The organism is Azonexus hydrophilus (assembly GCF_001956855.1).
In the GTDB taxonomy this organism is placed as follows: domain Bacteria; phylum Pseudomonadota; class Gammaproteobacteria; order Burkholderiales; family Rhodocyclaceae; genus Azonexus; species Azonexus hydrophilus_A.
On record NZ_MTHD01000001.1, the window covers coordinates 217,367 to 232,869 of the forward strand.

At 62.3% G+C, this 15,503-nt stretch carries 18 protein-coding genes; 7 read left to right on the top strand and 11 right to left on the bottom strand.

Annotation, left to right across the window (positions count from 1 at the left end):
- Positions 1–31 precede the first annotated feature (31 nt).
- From BJN45_RS01065 to BJN45_RS01085, 5 genes are all read left to right on the top strand, one after another.
- Entirely contained in the window at positions 32–829 is a 798-nt protein-coding gene (locus BJN45_RS01065; protein ID WP_076091221.1) for an exodeoxyribonuclease III, read from the top strand.
- A 75-nt stretch (positions 830–904) separates the two neighbouring features.
- On the top strand, positions 905–1,207 hold the full coding sequence (locus tag BJN45_RS01070; RefSeq protein ID WP_240494468.1) for a DUF883 family protein: 303 nt from the start codon (positions 905–907) through the stop codon (positions 1,205–1,207).
- Positions 1,208–1,211: 4 nt separating this feature from the next.
- Entirely contained in the window at positions 1,212–1,613 is a 402-nt protein-coding gene (locus BJN45_RS01075) for a phage holin family protein (protein WP_076091225.1), read from the top strand.
- Positions 1,610–1,900, top strand: a complete 291-nt coding sequence (locus BJN45_RS01080; protein ID WP_076091227.1) for a YqjK family protein — start codon at positions 1,610–1,612, stop codon at positions 1,898–1,900. Before BJN45_RS01075 ends, BJN45_RS01080 begins: the two co-directional genes overlap by 4 nt.
- 2 nt (positions 1,901–1,902) lie before the next feature.
- The gene (locus BJN45_RS01085; RefSeq protein WP_076091229.1) at positions 1,903–2,217 is read left to right on the top strand and encodes a hypothetical protein; all 315 of its coding nucleotides are present in this window, start codon (positions 1,903–1,905) and stop codon (positions 2,215–2,217) included.
- Here BJN45_RS01085 and BJN45_RS01090 read toward each other — a convergent pair.
- Genes BJN45_RS01090 through metX form a run of 3 tightly spaced genes read right to left on the bottom strand, consistent with a single transcriptional unit; the run spans position 2,186 to position 5,204 of the window.
- Complete coding sequence (locus tag BJN45_RS01090; RefSeq protein WP_076091231.1) at positions 2,186–3,472, bottom strand: AmpG family muropeptide MFS transporter; 1,287 nt, start codon at positions 3,470–3,472, stop codon at positions 2,186–2,188. The two genes, BJN45_RS01085 and BJN45_RS01090, sit on opposite strands and share 32 nt — an antisense overlap.
- Entirely contained in the window at positions 3,472–4,083 is a 612-nt protein-coding gene (gene metW, locus BJN45_RS01095; RefSeq protein WP_076091233.1) for a methionine biosynthesis protein MetW, read from the bottom strand. Before metW ends, BJN45_RS01090 begins: the two co-directional genes overlap by 1 nt.
- Positions 4,080–5,204: a homoserine O-succinyltransferase MetX gene (gene metX / locus BJN45_RS01100; RefSeq protein WP_076091235.1), complete on the bottom strand. Its 1,125-nt coding sequence runs from the start codon at positions 5,202–5,204 to the stop codon at positions 4,080–4,082. The genes metW and metX overlap by 4 nt, the downstream gene beginning before the upstream one ends.
- A 238-nt stretch (positions 5,205–5,442) precedes the next feature.
- Between metX and BJN45_RS01105 the strand changes: the two genes are divergently transcribed.
- Both BJN45_RS01105 and BJN45_RS01110 read left to right on the top strand, forming a co-directional pair.
- Positions 5,443–6,042: a PilZ domain-containing protein gene (locus BJN45_RS01105; RefSeq protein WP_076091237.1), complete on the top strand. Its 600-nt coding sequence runs from the start codon at positions 5,443–5,445 to the stop codon at positions 6,040–6,042.
- 11 nt (positions 6,043–6,053) lie between these two features.
- Entirely contained in the window at positions 6,054–8,102 is a 2,049-nt protein-coding gene (locus BJN45_RS01110) for a TonB-dependent receptor plug domain-containing protein (protein WP_076091239.1), read from the top strand.
- A gap of 9 nt (positions 8,103–8,111) precedes the next feature.
- Here the strand turns inward: BJN45_RS01110 and BJN45_RS01115 are convergent, their stop codons facing one another.
- The 8 genes from BJN45_RS01115 to bluB all read right to left on the bottom strand — a co-directional run bounded on the left by BJN45_RS01115 (position 8,112) and on the right by bluB (position 15,476).
- Complete coding sequence (locus tag BJN45_RS01115; protein ID WP_076091241.1) at positions 8,112–9,686, bottom strand: diguanylate cyclase domain-containing protein; 1,575 nt, start codon at positions 9,684–9,686, stop codon at positions 8,112–8,114.
- Between the two features lie 150 nt (positions 9,687–9,836).
- Positions 9,837–10,205: a hypothetical protein gene (locus tag BJN45_RS01120; RefSeq protein ID WP_076091243.1), complete on the bottom strand. Its 369-nt coding sequence runs from the start codon at positions 10,203–10,205 to the stop codon at positions 9,837–9,839.
- The gene (locus tag BJN45_RS01125) at positions 10,202–11,098 is read right to left on the bottom strand and encodes an ABC transporter substrate binding protein (RefSeq protein WP_076091245.1); all 897 of its coding nucleotides are present in this window, start codon (positions 11,096–11,098) and stop codon (positions 10,202–10,204) included. Before BJN45_RS01125 ends, BJN45_RS01120 begins: the two co-directional genes overlap by 4 nt.
- A 43-nt stretch (positions 11,099–11,141) precedes the next feature.
- Positions 11,142–11,948, bottom strand: coding sequence for a cobalamin-binding protein (locus BJN45_RS01130; RefSeq protein WP_076092462.1), 807 nt, complete (start codon positions 11,946–11,948; stop codon positions 11,142–11,144).
- Positions 11,949–11,958: 10 nt separating this feature from the next.
- Positions 11,959–12,843 carry a cobalamin-binding protein gene (locus BJN45_RS01135; protein WP_240494469.1) on the bottom strand — a complete coding sequence of 295 codons (885 nt, stop codon included), beginning with the start codon at positions 12,841–12,843 and terminating at the stop codon, positions 11,959–11,961.
- Entirely contained in the window at positions 12,840–13,832 is a 993-nt protein-coding gene (gene cobD, locus BJN45_RS01140; protein ID WP_076091249.1) for a threonine-phosphate decarboxylase CobD, read from the bottom strand. The genes BJN45_RS01135 and cobD overlap by 4 nt, the downstream gene beginning before the upstream one ends.
- A complete protein-coding gene (cbiB, locus tag BJN45_RS01145) occupies positions 13,825–14,739 on the bottom strand; it encodes an adenosylcobinamide-phosphate synthase CbiB (protein ID WP_076091251.1) in 915 nt (304 codons plus the stop codon). Before cbiB ends, cobD begins: the two co-directional genes overlap by 8 nt.
- Entirely contained in the window at positions 14,736–15,476 is a 741-nt protein-coding gene (gene bluB, locus BJN45_RS01150) for a 5,6-dimethylbenzimidazole synthase (RefSeq protein WP_076091253.1), read from the bottom strand. The genes cbiB and bluB overlap by 4 nt, the downstream gene beginning before the upstream one ends.
- Positions 15,477–15,503: the final 27 nt, after the last annotated feature.

The window sequence follows — 15,503 nt, forward strand, 5'->3', positions numbered from 1 at the left end:
TCCAGTCTTGCAACCGACCGATATTCGCGCAATGTTACGCATCATCTCCCTGAACCTCAATGGCATCCGCTCCGCCTGGAGCAAAAACGTCCTGCCCTGGCTGGTGGATCAGCAGGCAGACATCATCTGCTTGCAGGAGCTCAAGGCGCAGCTTCCCGACTTGTCGGGGGAAATGCTTGCACCGGACGGCATGCATGCGTTTTATCACTGTGCCGAGAAAAAAGGCTACAGCGGTGTCGGTATCCTGAGCCGCAGCTGTCCGTTGACGGTGGTGGAAGGGTTTGACAGGGGGGAGTTCGATACGGAAGGGCGTTACCTGCGCGCCGATTTCGGCAACCTGTCGGTGATCTCGCTCTATCTACCTTCGGGCTCGTCGTCGCCGGAGCGCCAGGAAGCGAAGTTCCGCTTTCTTGAAGTCTTCCTGCCGAAGATGCAGGCGCTTCGCGCCGAAGGTCGCGAGATCGTGCTCTGCGGCGACTGGAACATTGCGCACAAGGAAATTGACTTGAAGAACTGGAAGTCGAACCAGAAAAATTCCGGCTTCCTGCCCGAGGAGCGGGCCTGGCTGACGCAGGTCTTCGATGAGCTGGGCTGGGTGGATGTTTATCGTCAACTCCATCCGGAAGCGACGGGCGAGTCCTACACCTGGTGGAGCAACCGTGGTCAGGCGTGGGCAAAGAATGTCGGCTGGCGGATCGATTACCAGATCGCCACGCCAGGCATTGCTGCCCTGGCCCGGAGCTCGTCGGTATACAAGGAACAGCGTTTTTCCGATCATGCGCCGCTGATTGTCGACTACGAGTACCCGTTATTGAACAATGCGAATTGATTTACGCGCGTGGACGGGCTAACCTGTAAGCCCTGAACAACCGCTCCAAGACGAGGTTTTCAAATGACAGAACAAATGACCACCGCCAATAAGGAAAAACTGGTTTCCGACCTGAAGGTCGTGATTTCCGATACCGAAGAACTGCTGCGCGCAACCACCGGGGTGGCCGGTGAAAAGGTTGGCGAATTGCGCGATCGTCTGGTCGTGCGTCTGCGCGATACCAAGGATCGAGTCATCGATCTGGAACACGCGCTGCTCGACAAGACCAAGGCCGCTGCCCGTGCGACCGACGATTTCGTGCACGACCAGCCGTGGAAGGCCGTCGGCGTTGCTGCCGCACTGGGTCTTGCACTGGGTGTGCTGATCGGTCGTCGTTAACCGGATGGCCGGGCCGTCTGCCGGCGAAGAAGGCCGTGAGGGCCTCTTCGCCGCGCTGAAGAATATCGTTGCCACGCTCCTCAATATCGGCAGGACGCGCGCCGAACTGCTCGCGGTCGAAATCGAGGAAGAGAAATACCGCCTGATAGCCCTGTGGGCCAAGGCCATCGGCGCGGCTTTCCTGATCGCGCTTGGCGTCATCATGGCGGTATTCAGTCTGGCCCTGGCTTTCTGGGAACAGCGCGTGTTCGTTTTCGGTTTTTTTGCCGTGCTCTTTTTTGTTGGCGCGGCTTTTCTCGTCACTTCCCTGCGGCAGCAGGCGCGGGCGCCCAGTCGTCTGTTCCGCAGCAGTCTGGCTGAACTCGAAGCCGACGTAGCGGAATTGCGCGGTCGACCCCGCGAATGAACGAAAAACTGCTCGAACTTGCTGCCCGCCGCGGGGCGCTGAGTGTGCGCATCGCGGCACAGCGTGCAGCACTGACGCAACATTCAACGGGGCTGGCAGTGCTGCTGAGCAAAGGCGATGCGGCGTTGCGCGGCCTCGACTGGCTGAAGCAGCATCCGCTGGTCGTTGGTGTCGCGGTTGCCGCGGCTGTCGTGATCAGGCCCCGGCGTACCTGGCGCTTGGCCAGGCGGGGATTTATCGTCTGGCGTGGCTGGCGGGTCGTGCGCAACACCCTGGGTTTGCACTGACCATGGACCGGCTGGTGCTGCCGCTGCCGGGCTGGTGGCGACAACTGCTCTCCTCGCAGCGTCGCGAAGTCCAGCGCATTCTTGCCGAGGTCATGGCGACGCGCGGCATGATGCCGCTGCTGATGAAAGTCCGTAACGGCGGTCAGTGGACGCCGGGTGAGCGGCAGGAGTTGATCGAACATCTGCGCCGGGTGGCGCATCTGTCGCCCTATTTGATCGTATTGCTGTTGCCCGGGTCAATTCTGATTCTGCCGGCCTATGCCTGGTGGCTGGACCGCCGGCGGATCAGACGCGAAGGCTGGCTGCGGCGGGATTAGTCGATTCGCCCTGGCCATTCCAGGGCGCGACCTTGAACAGCAAGAGCATGCCCGGTGCGGCAAGTGCGAAGCACAACCAGAAGAAATTCATCCAGCCCATCCCTTCGACCAGCCAGCCGGCGGTCGCATTGATGAAAGTGCGTGGTACCGCCATCAGGCTGGTAAACAAGGCGAGCTGGGTTGCCGTGTAGGCGGGGTGCGTGGTCCGTGCCATGAAGGCCACGAAGGCCGTTGTTCCCAGTCCGGCGCCAACGGCTTCGCCGGCGATCACCATCGCCAGAACGACCAGCCGCGAGGCGCTGGATTCTGCTGGACCCAGCCAGGCCATCCAGACAAAACCGAGAATGGTCACGATCTGGACGACCCCGAACAGCCACAGTGCCCGGTTGATGCCGATCTTGATCATCCAGATGCCGCCGAGGATGCCGCCGATGACCATCGGCCACAGGCCGGCATTCTTGGCGATGACGCCGATTTCGGTCTTGCTGTAACCCATGTCCAGATAGAACGGCGTGGCCAGCGCAGTGCACAGCGAGTCGCCGAGCTTGTAGAAGAACAGGAAGGAGAGCACCAGCAGTGCCGAGCGCACGCCGTGGCGGCCGAAGAATTCGCGGAACGGCTCGATTACTGCATCGCGCAGCGTGCGCGGGGTACCGACTGCGGCCAGCGGCTCCTTGACCAGCAGCGTCATTGCCAGGCCGGGCAGCATGAAGGCGGCAGTGATGACGAAAACCTGATTCCACGGCAGGTGGTCGGCGAGGATCAGCGATAGCGATCCCGGTACCAGACCGGCGATGCGGTAGGCATTGACGTGGATGGCGTTGCCCAGGCCGAGTTCATCGTCAGGCAGGATTTCGCGACGAAAGGCGTCGAGCGCGATGTCCTGGGTGGCGGAGAGAAAGGCCAGTGTTGCGGTCAACCCGATGACCAGCGACAAATGATCCACCGGCGACAATTGTCCCAGCCAGCCGATGGCGGCAACCAGTCCGATCTGCGAGACGAACATCCAGCTACGCCGGCGGCCCAGCCAGGGCAGGATGCCATAACGGTCGAGCAGTGGCGCCCAGAGGAATTTCCAGGTGTAGGGGAACTGGATCAGCGCGAAGGCGCCGATGGCACGCAGCGACAGTCCCTCGGTCTTCAGCCAGGCGGGAACCAGGTTGAGCAGCAGGTAAAGCGGCAGGCCGGAAGCAAAACCGGTAAAGATGCAGATCAGCATCCGCCGGTTGAGCATTGCATTGAGCCAGGCGGGCATCAGCGCGGGCGGGTCAGGCGGTAAACGGCGAGACTGCCGAGGAAATTCAGGTCACGCGCTGCACTGGCGTCGACCAGTGTGCCGGTTTCGTCGAGTACCTGGCGCTCACGAATGATCAGGCCCATCTGCTGACACAGCGATTCGAAGTCGAGCAGAGTGAAGAAACGCACGTTGGGCGAGTCGTACCACTGGTAGGGTAGATCTTCGGAAACCGGCATGCGGCCGTCGAGGACTGAGCGCAGGTTCTTCCAGTAAGCAAAATTCGGAAAGGAAACAACGGCTTCACGACCGACGCGCAGCATTTCGCGCAGGATGTGTTCAGTATGACGGACCGTTTGCAGCGTCCGCGACAGCACGACATGGTCGAAAGCGTCGTCGGCAAAGTCGGCCAGCCCCTTTTCCAGGTTGCTCTGGATCACGTTGATGCCGTTGCGCACGGCGGCAAGGATGTTGGCGTCGTCGATTTCGACACCCCAGCCCTGGACATCACGCGTTGCAATCAGCTGCCGGAGCAACGAACCGTCGCCGCAGCCAAGGTCTAGTACGCGATGGCCGGGTTCGACCCAGCTGGCGATGACATCGAAATCCGGACGGCCAGGCATGAGCGTCATAGCTTGATGTTCCCGAGAAAGGCGCCGACCAGCCCGTGGTAATGGGCATCTTCCATCAGGAAGGAGTCATGGCCGTAGTTCAGGTCGATTTCTGCGTAGGATACCTTGCGTCCGTTGGCCAGCAGCGCAGCGACGATTTCCCGGGAACGGGCCGGCGAAAAGCGCCAGTCGGTGGTGAACGAGGCAACCAGGAAATTGGTGTCGGTATGGGTACGCGCCATCGTCCGGACCAGGTCGCCATCGTCGAGACGCGCCGGATCGAAGTAATCCAGCGCCTTGGTCATCAGCAGATAGGTGTTGGCATCGAAATAGCCGGCGAACTTGTCACCCTGGTAGCGCAGGTAGGACTCGACTTCGAATTCGACGTCGAAATCGAAGGAAAAGGCATTGTTGCGCAGTTCGCGGCCGAACTTCTCGCCCATCTGGTCATTCGACAGGTAGGTGATGTGGCCGAGCATGCGCGCCAGCCGCAGGCCGCGCACCGGCCGGGTGCCGAATTCGTAATAGTGGCCGCCGTGGAAATCCGGATCGGTCAGGATGGCCTGGCGGGCGACGTCGTTGAAGGCGATGTTCTGTGCCGACAACTTTGGGGCCGAGGCGATGACCAGCGCGTTGCGCACGCGTTCCGGGTAGGTGATGCTCCAGCGCAGTGCCTGCATGCCGCCCAGGCTGCCGCCCATGACGGCAGCCCACTGGTCGATGCCGAAGAAGTCGGCGAGGCGGGCCTGGGCATTGACCCAGTCGACGACCGCCACCATCGGAAAATCAGCACCCCAGGGCTTGCCGGTCGCCGGGTTGATCGACGACGGGCCGGTCGAGCCATGACAGCCGCCCGGATTGTTCAGGCCGACGATGAAGAATTTATCGGTATCGAGTGGTCGTCCCGGACCGATGATGTTGTCCCACCAGCCGATGTTGTTCGGCTGATCGGCATAGTGACCGGCCAGATGGTGGTGGCCGGACAGCGCATGGCAGACGAGGATGGCGTTGGATTTGGCGGCATTCAGCGTGCCGTAGGTTTCGACAGCCAGTTCATAGGACGGCAGTACTCCGCCACTTCGCAGATGCAGCGGCTCGTTGAAGTGGATGCGTTGTGATTCGACGACGCCAATTCCCGGCATGGTGTTCCCAGAAACAAAAAACCCAGTCGGCCAAAACGCGAACTGGGTGGTCCCCGTTTTAGCTGCATTTTTTTAGGCGCCCGCAATCTGAGCTCAAATCGGCGCCGCCGGAAGATTCCAGCAGGCTGTGAAGATACCCAGCGCTCAATTAAAAGTCAATTGGTGTGGACGGTGCTGAATGTAAATGGGACTTTGGTACTATTCGTCACTGGCAATTCGATAATACGAAGGTGCAGGCATGATCGAACAAAGACGGCATCAACGCATCCGTTTCGGGGCGCCGCCTCCGGTCAGGATCGGCTATGGCGGGGTTGTCGGTGATGGTTTCGTCGAAAACCTGTCGATGTCCGGCCTGATGTTGCGCAGTTCGATACAATTGGATATCGGACACAGCGTGGGTTGCGAATTCTCCCTGTTCGGTGCGCCGTTGATGGACGTGCCGGTGACTGTCGTCAGTCGGGTCGGCGATTTGTATGGCGTCAGGTTTCAGCTCGGTTTGATCAATCAGGTCCTGATCGAGGATGCGATCAGGAATGCGCTGGCGGAGGGCAAGGCGTCGATTCTTTCGGTCCACGATCTAGCCGGCAGGAAAGTCATGCGCATTGCAGGGGGCTTGAATGGCGCTCTGCGCAACGATTTCATGCATGCCCTGACCCGGGTCGGTGTCGATGAAATCGATGTTGGTGCTGTCACTCAGGTAGATCAGGCGGGACTGGCACTTTGCCTAGTAGCCACGGAACGCCACGGTGCGATAATCGGTGCCCGGTCAGATTGCTTTGACGGCGCCTGGAAACTTGCGTTGGCCTTGTCCGGTACGAATGAAACAGCGCCTTTGTAGCCCCGGAAAAAATGCCCCCTCCCCAGCGAATTCTCCCTCTGATTCTCCTTGGCGCCTTGTCGTCGGCTTTTGCCGATGATGACATTTTTTTTGCCGAGTTGCCGGTTGTTGCATCGGTCAGTCGTTTGCCGCAGAGACTGGCGGATGCGCCAGCATCGGTAACGGTAATTGACCGGGAGATGATCCGATCATCGGGCATTCGGTCACTAAGTGACATTTTTCGTCTGGTCCCCGGCTTTCAGACCTTTGCACACAGCGATACTGCGGCACGGGTCAATTACCATGGCGTCACCGATGACAATGATTTTTCGCCACGCCTGCAGGTGCTGATTGACGGTCGTTCATTGCATTCCCCACTGTTCCGGAATGGCATGAACTGGGCTCTCGTACCTGTAGCCCTGGAGGATATCGAGCGCATAGAGGTGGTACGCGGGTCCAATTCGGTATCTTATGGAACCAATGCCTTTCTCGGTGTGGTGAACATCATTACCGTGGATCCGTCGCTGGTGCGCGGTACATCGGTGTCGGCCAGTAGTGGTAGCCAGGGTGTGCGTGACCATACCGTGCGTACTGGTGGCCGTTTCGGCGACCACGGCAATTTTCGCCTGACCTATCAAAAGGTCAAGGATGATGGTCTGGATGACGACTACGATTGGCGCGATAGTTACCAAAACCGACGTCTCGATGCGCGTTTCGACTACGCTGTGAGTATGCGGGATTCTCTGGAGCTTAATCTGGGGCGGGTCGAGGGGAGTTTTACCCGGGGACGCCTGGATACTGTCGTACCTGCTGTGGAGGATCTGGAAAATCCATTCCGGGATCTTGAAGAGTCATCTACCTGGATGCAGGTGCGCTGGCTGCGTGCATTGGCCGATGGTGAGGATTTCTCTCTACGTTATACCTTCAGTGAGGATCGGGGGGATGATGGTTTCATCAGTCCCAAATACGCTGCCCCCTATAACGATCTGAACGAGTCGGGTGACCGGGGGCTGCGCCACGAAATCGAAGCGGTTCACAACTTCTCGCCGATGGAAAATACCCGCTTGGTCTGGGGGGGGAGTTGGCGTCGCGATGCGGTGACTTCGAACACCATGCTGCGCGACCGGGGTGAGGAAACAAGGCAGGTTTGGCGTGCCTTTGCCAATGGCGAATGGAATCCGTCCAAATGGGTGACCGTGAATCTGGGAGCGGCAAGTGAACGTGACAGCCTGGCTGGCGTCCATTTCTCCCCGCGTGCCAGCTTGGCGTTTCATGTTAACCCCGAAAATACGCTGCGCCTTGGATATGCCCGAGCTTGGCGAACCGCGAGTATCCAGGCGTACCGGGCTAATTTCCGCCAGGCCGATGTGACGACCAAGGGTGACCTTGCGGGCAATCCGGATTTGCCGGCTGAGCGATTGGATACCTGGGAGATAGGCTATCTTGGTGATTGGCGGGCGTGGCGCATGAGTCTTGATGTCCGCCATTTCCGGGAGAGAGTTACGGATCGCTCGCTACAGCTTCGACCAGGGCCGGATACCTTGGCAAAGGGTGGGCCGGTACCGATTTCCGAGCAGTCCATTCAGAACCTGGCGATTCGTGGCTACGAACTGCAGTTCAAGTGGCAGCCTTTCACAAATACCCGGCTTTTACTGAATCACGCCAGCATGCGCGTGGATAGTGAATTATCCGACAACGGGCGAGCGATAGAGTTGGTCGACGACAGCAATTTGTACTTCCCGGCAGACATGGAAAAATATGTTGCGCTTGCGGAACAGTCTGCGCCCAGACGCACATCTTCAATATTGTTGTCTCAGCTTTTGCCCGGCGGTTTTGATATTTCGGTTGCACGTTATTGGGTTGATGCCATCAAGTGGACGCGCAATACCGATGCAGACAAATATCACCGGACCGATGTTCGGTTGGGCTATCGTTTCAATCTGGGTGAGCATAAGGGCGAACTGGCTTATACCCAGCAATCAGTTGATGGCGAGCATGTGGAACAGCGCTCTGCGGGTTCAAAACCCAATCAACGCACTGTCGACCGTCGTCACTGGGTTACCCTCACACTGGCTTTCTGATCGGCTGTCTCAGCCCCGGCTGCCACGCATTACCGCACCTTCGAACCAGGCGTCGAACGGTTCGCGCGGGGCGACAGCTTTGCCATGGGCATAGGCAATGCCGAGTTTGCGCAGGTGTTCGAGCAGGGGCGTGTCGTCCACGTCTTCGGCGATCGAATAGATGTCCTGTTCAGCAGTGATTTCCAGAATTGCGCGCAGCAGGGCGGTTGAGGTAACTCCGTCGCCAATGTCCCGGGTCAGACTGAGGCTGAGCCTGACGTAGCTGGGGGCCAGCGTGCGCAATTGCGTGAATGATGAGACGCCGCCGCCGAATTCGGTCAGTGCGATCTGGCAACCCAGTTCGCGCATGCGTCGGGAGAACTCGATGAGCTGGCTGGTCTGGTGGGTGCTGATGTCTTCGGAGAACATCAGGCACAGTCCTTGACCCTCGATCCCGTGTTCTTCCAGCTGGCTGGCGATGAAGTCGCCGGTCTTGCTGTTGGCGATGGCGGCGCGCGACAGGGGGACCATGCAGCGCATGCCCATCTGCTGGCGGGTGGCGCGCGCCAGGGAGCGGATGGCGGTTTCCAGGAAATGATGATCGAAGACGCTGGCCATATCGTAGCGTTCGGCGGCGTCGATCAGTGCGCTCAAGGCGATCGGCGCCTGACCGGGTTCGTTCAGGCGGGCGCTGAGTTCGGCAATCTGACCGCCAGGGACGCCGGCATGCAGGGCCCGGATCGGGATTGCCTCGACGATCAGGCGTCCTTCGGAGAGGGCGCTGGCCAGACGGCTGGCCCAGTTGCCGCGGTCGCGTCGGCGGTCCGTTTGCGTTGCCGGTGCCAGTTCACAGACCTGGTTGCGGCCAAGCTCCTTGGCCTGCAGGCAGGCGGCATCGCTCAGCGCAAAGATTTCCTGGACGTCGCGGACATCGCGGGTCACTGGAGCGAGACCGATGCTGGCGCCAATGGCGAAGATCTTGTCCTGCCAGACGAAGCGGTACTCGGCGGAGAGTGCGCAAAGGTCTTCGGCAACCTGGCGGGCCTTGGTCAGGCTGCAGTTGGCCAGCATGATGCCGAATTCGTCGCCGCCGAGACGGGCGAGGGTGTCTTCTTCGCGCAGGCGGCCCTGGAAGAGCAGGGATATCTGGCGCAGCAGTTCGTCGCCGGCAAGGTGTCCGCAGGCGTCGTTGACTGCCTTGAAGCGGTCGAGGTCGATGTAGAGCACGCTGAATTCGTCGCCGCCGGCATGGACTGTGTCGAGCGCCTTGTCCAGGCGCAGTTCGAATTCGCGCCGGTTGACCAGTCCGGTCAAGGCATCGTGCCTGGCCTGGAAAACCAGTTGGGCGGTGGCTTCCTCAATGCGCGACTGCATCGAGCGATGGGCTTCCTCGATATGCCCGGCCATGTCATTGAACCCGTCCTCGAGAACCCGCATTTCACCGCTGGAGATGGCCGGGACCCGGGTGTCGAAATTGCCTGCGGACATGTTGCGCACGGCTTCTGCAAGTCGTTGCAACGGCAGCGCGAGGTGATCGGCCATGGCAATGGCCAGCGCACCCATCAGGCCAAGGCCGAGCAGGATGGCGATGAATCCCTGCAACATCAGCTCGCGCTGGCGTTCGAGCAGTTCGTTCTTGTCCAGTTCGATGAAGACGTGACCGATGGTTTCTTGCGGTGCGTTGTCGAGGCCGGCGATGTCGAACAGGGGGTCGCTGTCACTCTGGGTGCGGATGACGGGGGCGCCGAAAGCGATCTAGGATTCGCTTTCGGCAACCTGCGATGGCTCTTCCAGCCGCTGGCGGATGATTTCGGCCGCCAGCGAGACGCGACCGCTGACAGCCAGCGTGCGGCCTTTCGGATTGACGATGATCGCGGCCTTGACACCGGGCTCCTGCATGGCGGCCTGGACCAGGCCGTAAATGCTGTCCATCTGGCCGGCGATGATGCCGTATTCGCTGATCGGTGCGAGGTAGCGGACGGTGGCCAGCCCCTTGGCGCGCAACTGGGTTTCCAGGGCGCTGATCCCAGTCATCGAGAAATACAGCACGAGCAGCGTGGTGATCAGTGCGCTCGGTAGCAGCGTGAGTACCAGCAGTCGTTGTCGCAGTGTCAGGTTTTTCATTGTTCAGTTCCGCTGGAAAGCAGTTTCTGGAACAGGTCGGCTTCTTCCGGTAGACGCAGGCCAAACGCGTCGGCGACGCTCTGGTTGATGGTCAGCGAATATTCGGAAGGTCCGCTTGGCGGGGGGAGTCGATTGCCCTGGTTGCGGATCAGTTCGCCGGCTTGGCGACCGATCTGGGCTGGGGTGGAATAGAGGGCAGCCAATGCACCAGCCTTGGCGAAGGCGGCAGAGAAGGCGACGACCGGTCGGCGGAAGCGATAGGCCGTGATCAGCAGGGGCTTGATGCTGTTACGTGAATAGAGCAGGGGGTCGGGCAGGGCGAGCAAGGCATCGGTCCGCGGCAGCAACGATTCGAGGGCCGGCAGGATGTGCTGTTCGTCGGCAACATGTTCGGTGATGAGTTGCAGCTGCTGGGTGATCAGGGCCTGGCGGAAGAGACTGGTTTGCTGACGGGACTGATCGCTGACGAGAATGCCGATGCGCTGGCTTTCCGGGAACAGGAGCCGCAGCAGGCGGGCCTGGCGGCGTGCGGGTTGGTCCAGATAAATGGCTGAAACCAGCGGCGGGGAGCGTGCATCGAGCACGATTGAGAGATAGGCGTTTTCCGGCAGCAAGGTTGCCAGCAGTGGTGTTCGCTGCGTTTTCCCCAAGGTCTTGCGCAAGGCTTCGGTGCCGGCGGTAATGACCAGATCGACCGGGTGGCTGTCGAGCGGCCGGAGCTCGCTGTCGCTATAGCTGATGCGCCAGTTGCTACCCTTCAGGCTCTTTTGCAGACTACCGGCAAATTCCCGATAGGGTGCGCTGTCATCGGCCAGGACGAGCGCGATTTCCCCGGCCCAGCTTCTCAGGGCAAGCAGGGAAAAGGTGATGAAGATCAGGGCGAACCGCAGCATCCGGGCACTATAGAGTGTCGGCGCATGCCATGGCAATAAGCGTTTACCGCAGTTGTCCGCAGGTGTCCAGTATTCCCTGCAACAGCGGCAGCCCTTCGCTGATCGCTACCGGGCCGGGTGTCAGGATGATCGCCGATTTGATTTCATGCATCCGGCCGTTGTTGACCGCAGGAATGCTGTCCCAGCCCGGACGGGCGGCGACGCGCTCGGGGCGGAAGTGCTTGCCGCACCAGGAACCGATGATGATGTCAGGCGCAGCGGTGATGACCTCTTCCGGCGTCGGCCGGCGGTCGCGAGCCAGCGGTGAGCGGGCGCGTTCGGCGAAGACGTCCTCGCCGCCGGCGATGTCGATCAGTTCGGAAACCCAGCGCAGGCCGCTGATCAGCGGATCGTCCCATTCCTCGAAATAGACGCGCGGCCGGCGGCCGCTGCGGGCGATGCGTTCGGCGGCGATTGCCCGGGCAGCGGCAATCTGTGCTTCCAGTCCGGCAACCAGTGCCTGGGCGCGTTCCTCGGCGCCGACCAGGCGGCCGACCGTTTCGATCATCGCCAGGATGTCGTCGACGCTGCGCATGTTCAGCGCGTACACCGGGATGCCGGCCTTGATCAGGTCGCGGGCGATGTCAGCCTGGAGGTCGGAGAAGGTCAGCACCAGGTCCGGTTCGACGGCGAGGATTTTTTCGATGTCGCCAGTGGTGAAGGCGAAGACCTTGGGCTTTTCCTTGCGTGCCTGGGGCGGCCGGACGGTGTAGCCGCTGATGCCGGCGATCCGGTCCTGTTCGCCCAGGGCGTAGAGGACTTCGACGGTTTCGGTGGTCAGGCAGACGATGCGCTGGGGCAGGCGGGGCATGGTGTTTTTCTCACTTGGGGCGGCGGCTGCGTGCGACATCGAGATGGGCGCAGAGTTTCGTCGCGCCGTCGAGAATGCGCGGCGTATGCCGTTGCATGATGTCCGGGTTGATGTGGAACAGGTTGTCGCGTTTGACCGCAGTCAGACTCTTCCATTTATCCCAGTCGTGCAGCCACTCCGGCTTGGCGTCGCCCATGCCGGTGGCGACGATGGCTTCCGGGTTGGCCTCGATCACCGCCTCAACACTGATCCGCGGTGCCATCTGCTTGAGGTGGCCGAAGACGTTGTCGCCGCCGCACAGGCGGATTGCGTCGCTGATGATCTGCGGGCCGCCGACCGTCATCAACGGTGCCTTCCATATCTGGTAGAAGGTACGCACCTTCGGCTTGCTGGCGTTGGCTGCCTGCAGCGCCGCCAGACGTTCGCGGAAGCGGCGGGCCTCGACGTCGGCGACGGCGCTGGTGCCGGCCAGCTGGCCGTAGCGCTCAAGCTGGCTGGCGACGTCTTCCATGCGGTTCGGCTGCGAGATGTAGACGGTCAGCCCGAGCGCCCGCAGCTTGTCGGCCTGGACCATGTTGTTGCCACTTTCCCAGGCAATCACCAGGTCGGGCTTGAGGGCGACGATGGCCTCGAGATCGATGCGCGAATAGCCGCCGACGCGCGGCAGCTGCTTTGCCGCCGGCGGATAGTCGCTGTAGTCGACGGTGCCGACCATCCTGCTGCCGGCGCCAGCGGCGTAAAGGCTCTCGGCGATGTGCGGGGCGAGGGCGATGATGCGCCGGGCTGGCTCGCGCAGGCGGACTTCGTGGCCGGTGTCGTCCTTGAAGAGCAGTTCGGCGTGGGCGCTGGCGGCGAGAAATGTTGCGGTCAACGCAGCGAAAAGGCGAATTTTCATGCGGGTTTCCATTCGGCGAGGGCGTTTGCCAGGCGTTGCCAGCCGGCCTCGTCGGGCGGCAGGCCGACGCGCAGCAGCGGATTCGATTCGTAGCGGCGAGTGAGGATGGCGCGGCGCGCCAGGTGTTCGTGCAGTTCGGCGGTGGCCGCTGCGTTCAGTGTCGCGAACAGCGGCGTCGCCTTGACCTCGCCGAACGGCGCCAGCAACTGGCGCAGGCGTTCGCCGTCGGCGTGCAGGCGCTGACGGTTTGCCGTCTGCCAGGCATTGTCGGCGAGCGCCAGCGTCGCCGCGGCGCGCGATGGGCCGGCGATGCTCCACGGACCGATCGCCTCGGCCATTTTCGCCAGCAGTTCGGGGGCGGCAAACAGGAAGCCGACGCGCAGCCCGGCCAGGCCGAAGAACTTGCCGAGCGAGCGGAAGACGATCAGGTTCGGCGCCTCGGTAGTGCCGGCCAGCGGCGTCAGGCTGTGCTCGGGCGTCGCGTCGATGAAGGCTTCGTCGACGATCAGCCAGCCGCCGCGCTTTTTCAGTTGCGCCGCGGCGTCGACCGCAAGATCGCGCGGATGGCGGTCGGCGGTCGGGTTGTTCGGGTTGCACAGCAGCACGTAGGGTGTCGCCGCCGCCAGCGCGCGCGGCAGCGTCGCGTTTTGCAGGAAGCGCAGCTTGTGGCCGGCGCGCTGCCAGGCTTGCGGGTGTTCGTTGTAGAGCGGCGCGATGCAGGCCACCGCGGCGCGCGGTAACAGCGCAGGCAGCCACTGGATGGCGGCCTGCGAACCGGCCACCGGCAGCAGATTGGTGTTGCCGTAGTAGGCGGCCGCGGCGGCTTCGAGGCCGTCGTTGTCTTCCGGCAGGCGCTGCCAAGCACTTGCCGGCAGGGGCGGCACTGGCCAGCCCTGCGGGTTGATGCCGGTGGACAGGTCGAGCCAGTCGGCGAGTGGAATATCGTAGTGGGCCGCGGCTTCGCGCAGGCGGCCGCCATGGTCAAGCATGCAGGGCTCCGATCAGGAAAAGGACGGCCAGCCACAGCCACAGGCTGCGCCGGATCAGCGTGATCGCCCGGCCGAGGTCGGCGGCGACCGGTGCCGGGCCGCAACCGAGCGGTGGGCGGATTTCCTCACGGCCGTGGTAGATCGCGGCGCCGCCACATTGCACGCCGAGGCTGCCAGCGCCGGCCGCCATCACCGGGCCGGCGTTCGGGCTTTCCCAGCCGGGCGCTTGGGCACGCCAGCAGGCCAGCGCGTCGCGCCAGCGACCGAGCAGGGCGTAGCTCAGCGCGGTCAGCCGGGCCGGCAACCAGTTGAGCACGTCGTCAAAGCGGGCGGCCCAGCGGCCGTAGAGGTTGTAGCGTTCGGTGCGGTAGCCCCACATCGCGTCGAGCGTGTTGGCCAGCCGGAAGAGCAGGGCGCCGGGGCCACCGAACAGGGCGAACCAGAACAGCGCACCGAAGATCGCGTCGTTGCCGTTCTCCAGCACCGACTCGACGCCGGCCTTGGCGACGCCGGACTCGTCGAGTGCCGATGTTTCACGGGAAACAATCCAGCCGACGCGTTGTCGTGCTTCGTCGAGCCGCCCTTCGCGCAGCGGCCGGGCGACCGCTTCGGCGTGCTCGCATAGGCTGCGCGCGCCGAGCGAAAAATAGAGCAGCAGCACGTCGACCGCAAAAGGTGCGAAGGGCCGCAAGGCCAGCGCCAGCGCCACCCAGGGCAGCACCGCCAGCGCCCAGCCGAGCACGCCGCCAGCAATCGTGCGCCGGTTCAGCCGTCTTTCGATCGCCGCCGCCAGCGTGCCGAAGCCGACCAGTGGGTGAAAACGCCGCACTTCGCCGAACAGGCGGTCGAGCAGCACGGCGGCGAGCGCCGCCAGCGGCATGGCGAAGGGGCCGTCGATCAGGGTCATGCCGGGTAGATGCCTCGTTCCTGGACGGCCTGCTGCAGTTCACGCAATTTTGCGGTCAACGCCTCGTTTTCGCCGGAATCTGCGGCCCCCCATTGTTCGTGCCAGAGCAAGTCGGCCACTGGCAGGCGCGGCAGCCAGCCAGCCTTCTCCAGTTCCGGCTGGTCCTTGAAATGGCTGACGTGGCCGATGCACAAATAGGCGATCGGTACGATGTGGTGCGGAATGCCGAGTGCATCCTGCAGCGCCTTTTCGTGGAAGATGCTGACCCAGCCGACGCCGAGGCCTTCGGCGCGGGCCGCCAGCCACAGGTTCTGCACGGCGCACACGCTGCTGTACAGATCCATGGTCGGGATGTGTGTGCGGCCGATGACTACCGGGCCGCTGCGCGAGCGGTCGCAGGTGATGCACAGGTTCACCGGTGCGTCGAGGATGCCCTGCAGCTTGAGCTGGCTGTAGATCTCGCGCTTTTCGTCGGGGAACATTGTCGCTGCTTCGGCGTTGGCCTGGGCGAAGATGTCGTGCACCCGCTGTTTCACGGTCGACGAGCGGACCAGCAGGAAATTCCACGGCTGCATGAAACCGACCGACGGCGCGTGGTGCGCTGCCATCAGGATGCGCGCGAGCTGGTCGTCGGCAACCGGGTCGGGCAGGAACTGGCCGCGCACGTCGCGGCGGTTGAAGATGGCACGATAGACGGCAGCCCGTTCGGCCTCGGAAAAAGCGTGCTGGTTTTCCATGGATTCCCCTTCTGGAAACGCGATGGC

Excerpts from the sequence above, each read along its gene's own strand:
- BJN45_RS01065 (WP_076091221.1), top strand. The coding sequence starts at position 32 with ATGTTACGCATCATCTCCCTGAACCTCAATGGCATCCGCTCCGCCTGG.
- BJN45_RS01070 (WP_240494468.1), top strand. The coding sequence starts at position 905 with ATGACCACCGCCAATAAGGAAAAACTGGTTTCCGACCTGAAGGTCGTG.
- BJN45_RS01075 (WP_076091225.1), top strand. The coding sequence starts at position 1,212 with ATGGCCGGGCCGTCTGCCGGCGAAGAAGGCCGTGAGGGCCTCTTCGCC.
- BJN45_RS01080 (WP_076091227.1), top strand. The coding sequence starts at position 1,610 with ATGAACGAAAAACTGCTCGAACTTGCTGCCCGCCGCGGGGCGCTGAGT.
- BJN45_RS01085 (WP_076091229.1), top strand. The coding sequence starts at position 1,903 with ATGGACCGGCTGGTGCTGCCGCTGCCGGGCTGGTGGCGACAACTGCTC.
- BJN45_RS01090 (WP_076091231.1), bottom strand. The coding sequence starts at position 3,472 with ATGCCCGCCTGGCTCAATGCAATGCTCAACCGGCGGATGCTGATCTGC.
- metW (WP_076091233.1), bottom strand. The coding sequence starts at position 4,083 with ATGACGCTCATGCCTGGCCGTCCGGATTTCGATGTCATCGCCAGCTGG.
- metX (WP_076091235.1), bottom strand. The coding sequence starts at position 5,204 with ATGCCGGGAATTGGCGTCGTCGAATCACAACGCATCCACTTCAACGAG.
- BJN45_RS01105 (WP_076091237.1), top strand. The coding sequence starts at position 5,443 with ATGATCGAACAAAGACGGCATCAACGCATCCGTTTCGGGGCGCCGCCT.
- BJN45_RS01110 (WP_076091239.1), top strand. The coding sequence starts at position 6,054 with ATGCCCCCTCCCCAGCGAATTCTCCCTCTGATTCTCCTTGGCGCCTTG.
- BJN45_RS01115 (WP_076091241.1), bottom strand. The coding sequence starts at position 9,686 with ATGTTGCAGGGATTCATCGCCATCCTGCTCGGCCTTGGCCTGATGGGT.
- BJN45_RS01120 (WP_076091243.1), bottom strand. The coding sequence starts at position 10,205 with ATGAAAAACCTGACACTGCGACAACGACTGCTGGTACTCACGCTGCTA.
- BJN45_RS01125 (WP_076091245.1), bottom strand. The coding sequence starts at position 11,098 with ATGCTGCGGTTCGCCCTGATCTTCATCACCTTTTCCCTGCTTGCCCTG.
- BJN45_RS01130 (WP_076092462.1), bottom strand. The coding sequence starts at position 11,948 with ATGCCCCGCCTGCCCCAGCGCATCGTCTGCCTGACCACCGAAACCGTC.
- BJN45_RS01135 (WP_240494469.1), bottom strand. The coding sequence starts at position 12,843 with ATGAAAATTCGCCTTTTCGCTGCGTTGACCGCAACATTTCTCGCCGCC.
- cobD (WP_076091249.1), bottom strand. The coding sequence starts at position 13,832 with ATGCTTGACCATGGCGGCCGCCTGCGCGAAGCCGCGGCCCACTACGAT.
- cbiB (WP_076091251.1), bottom strand. The coding sequence starts at position 14,739 with ATGACCCTGATCGACGGCCCCTTCGCCATGCCGCTGGCGGCGCTCGCC.
- bluB (WP_076091253.1), bottom strand. The coding sequence starts at position 15,476 with ATGGAAAACCAGCACGCTTTTTCCGAGGCCGAACGGGCTGCCGTCTAT.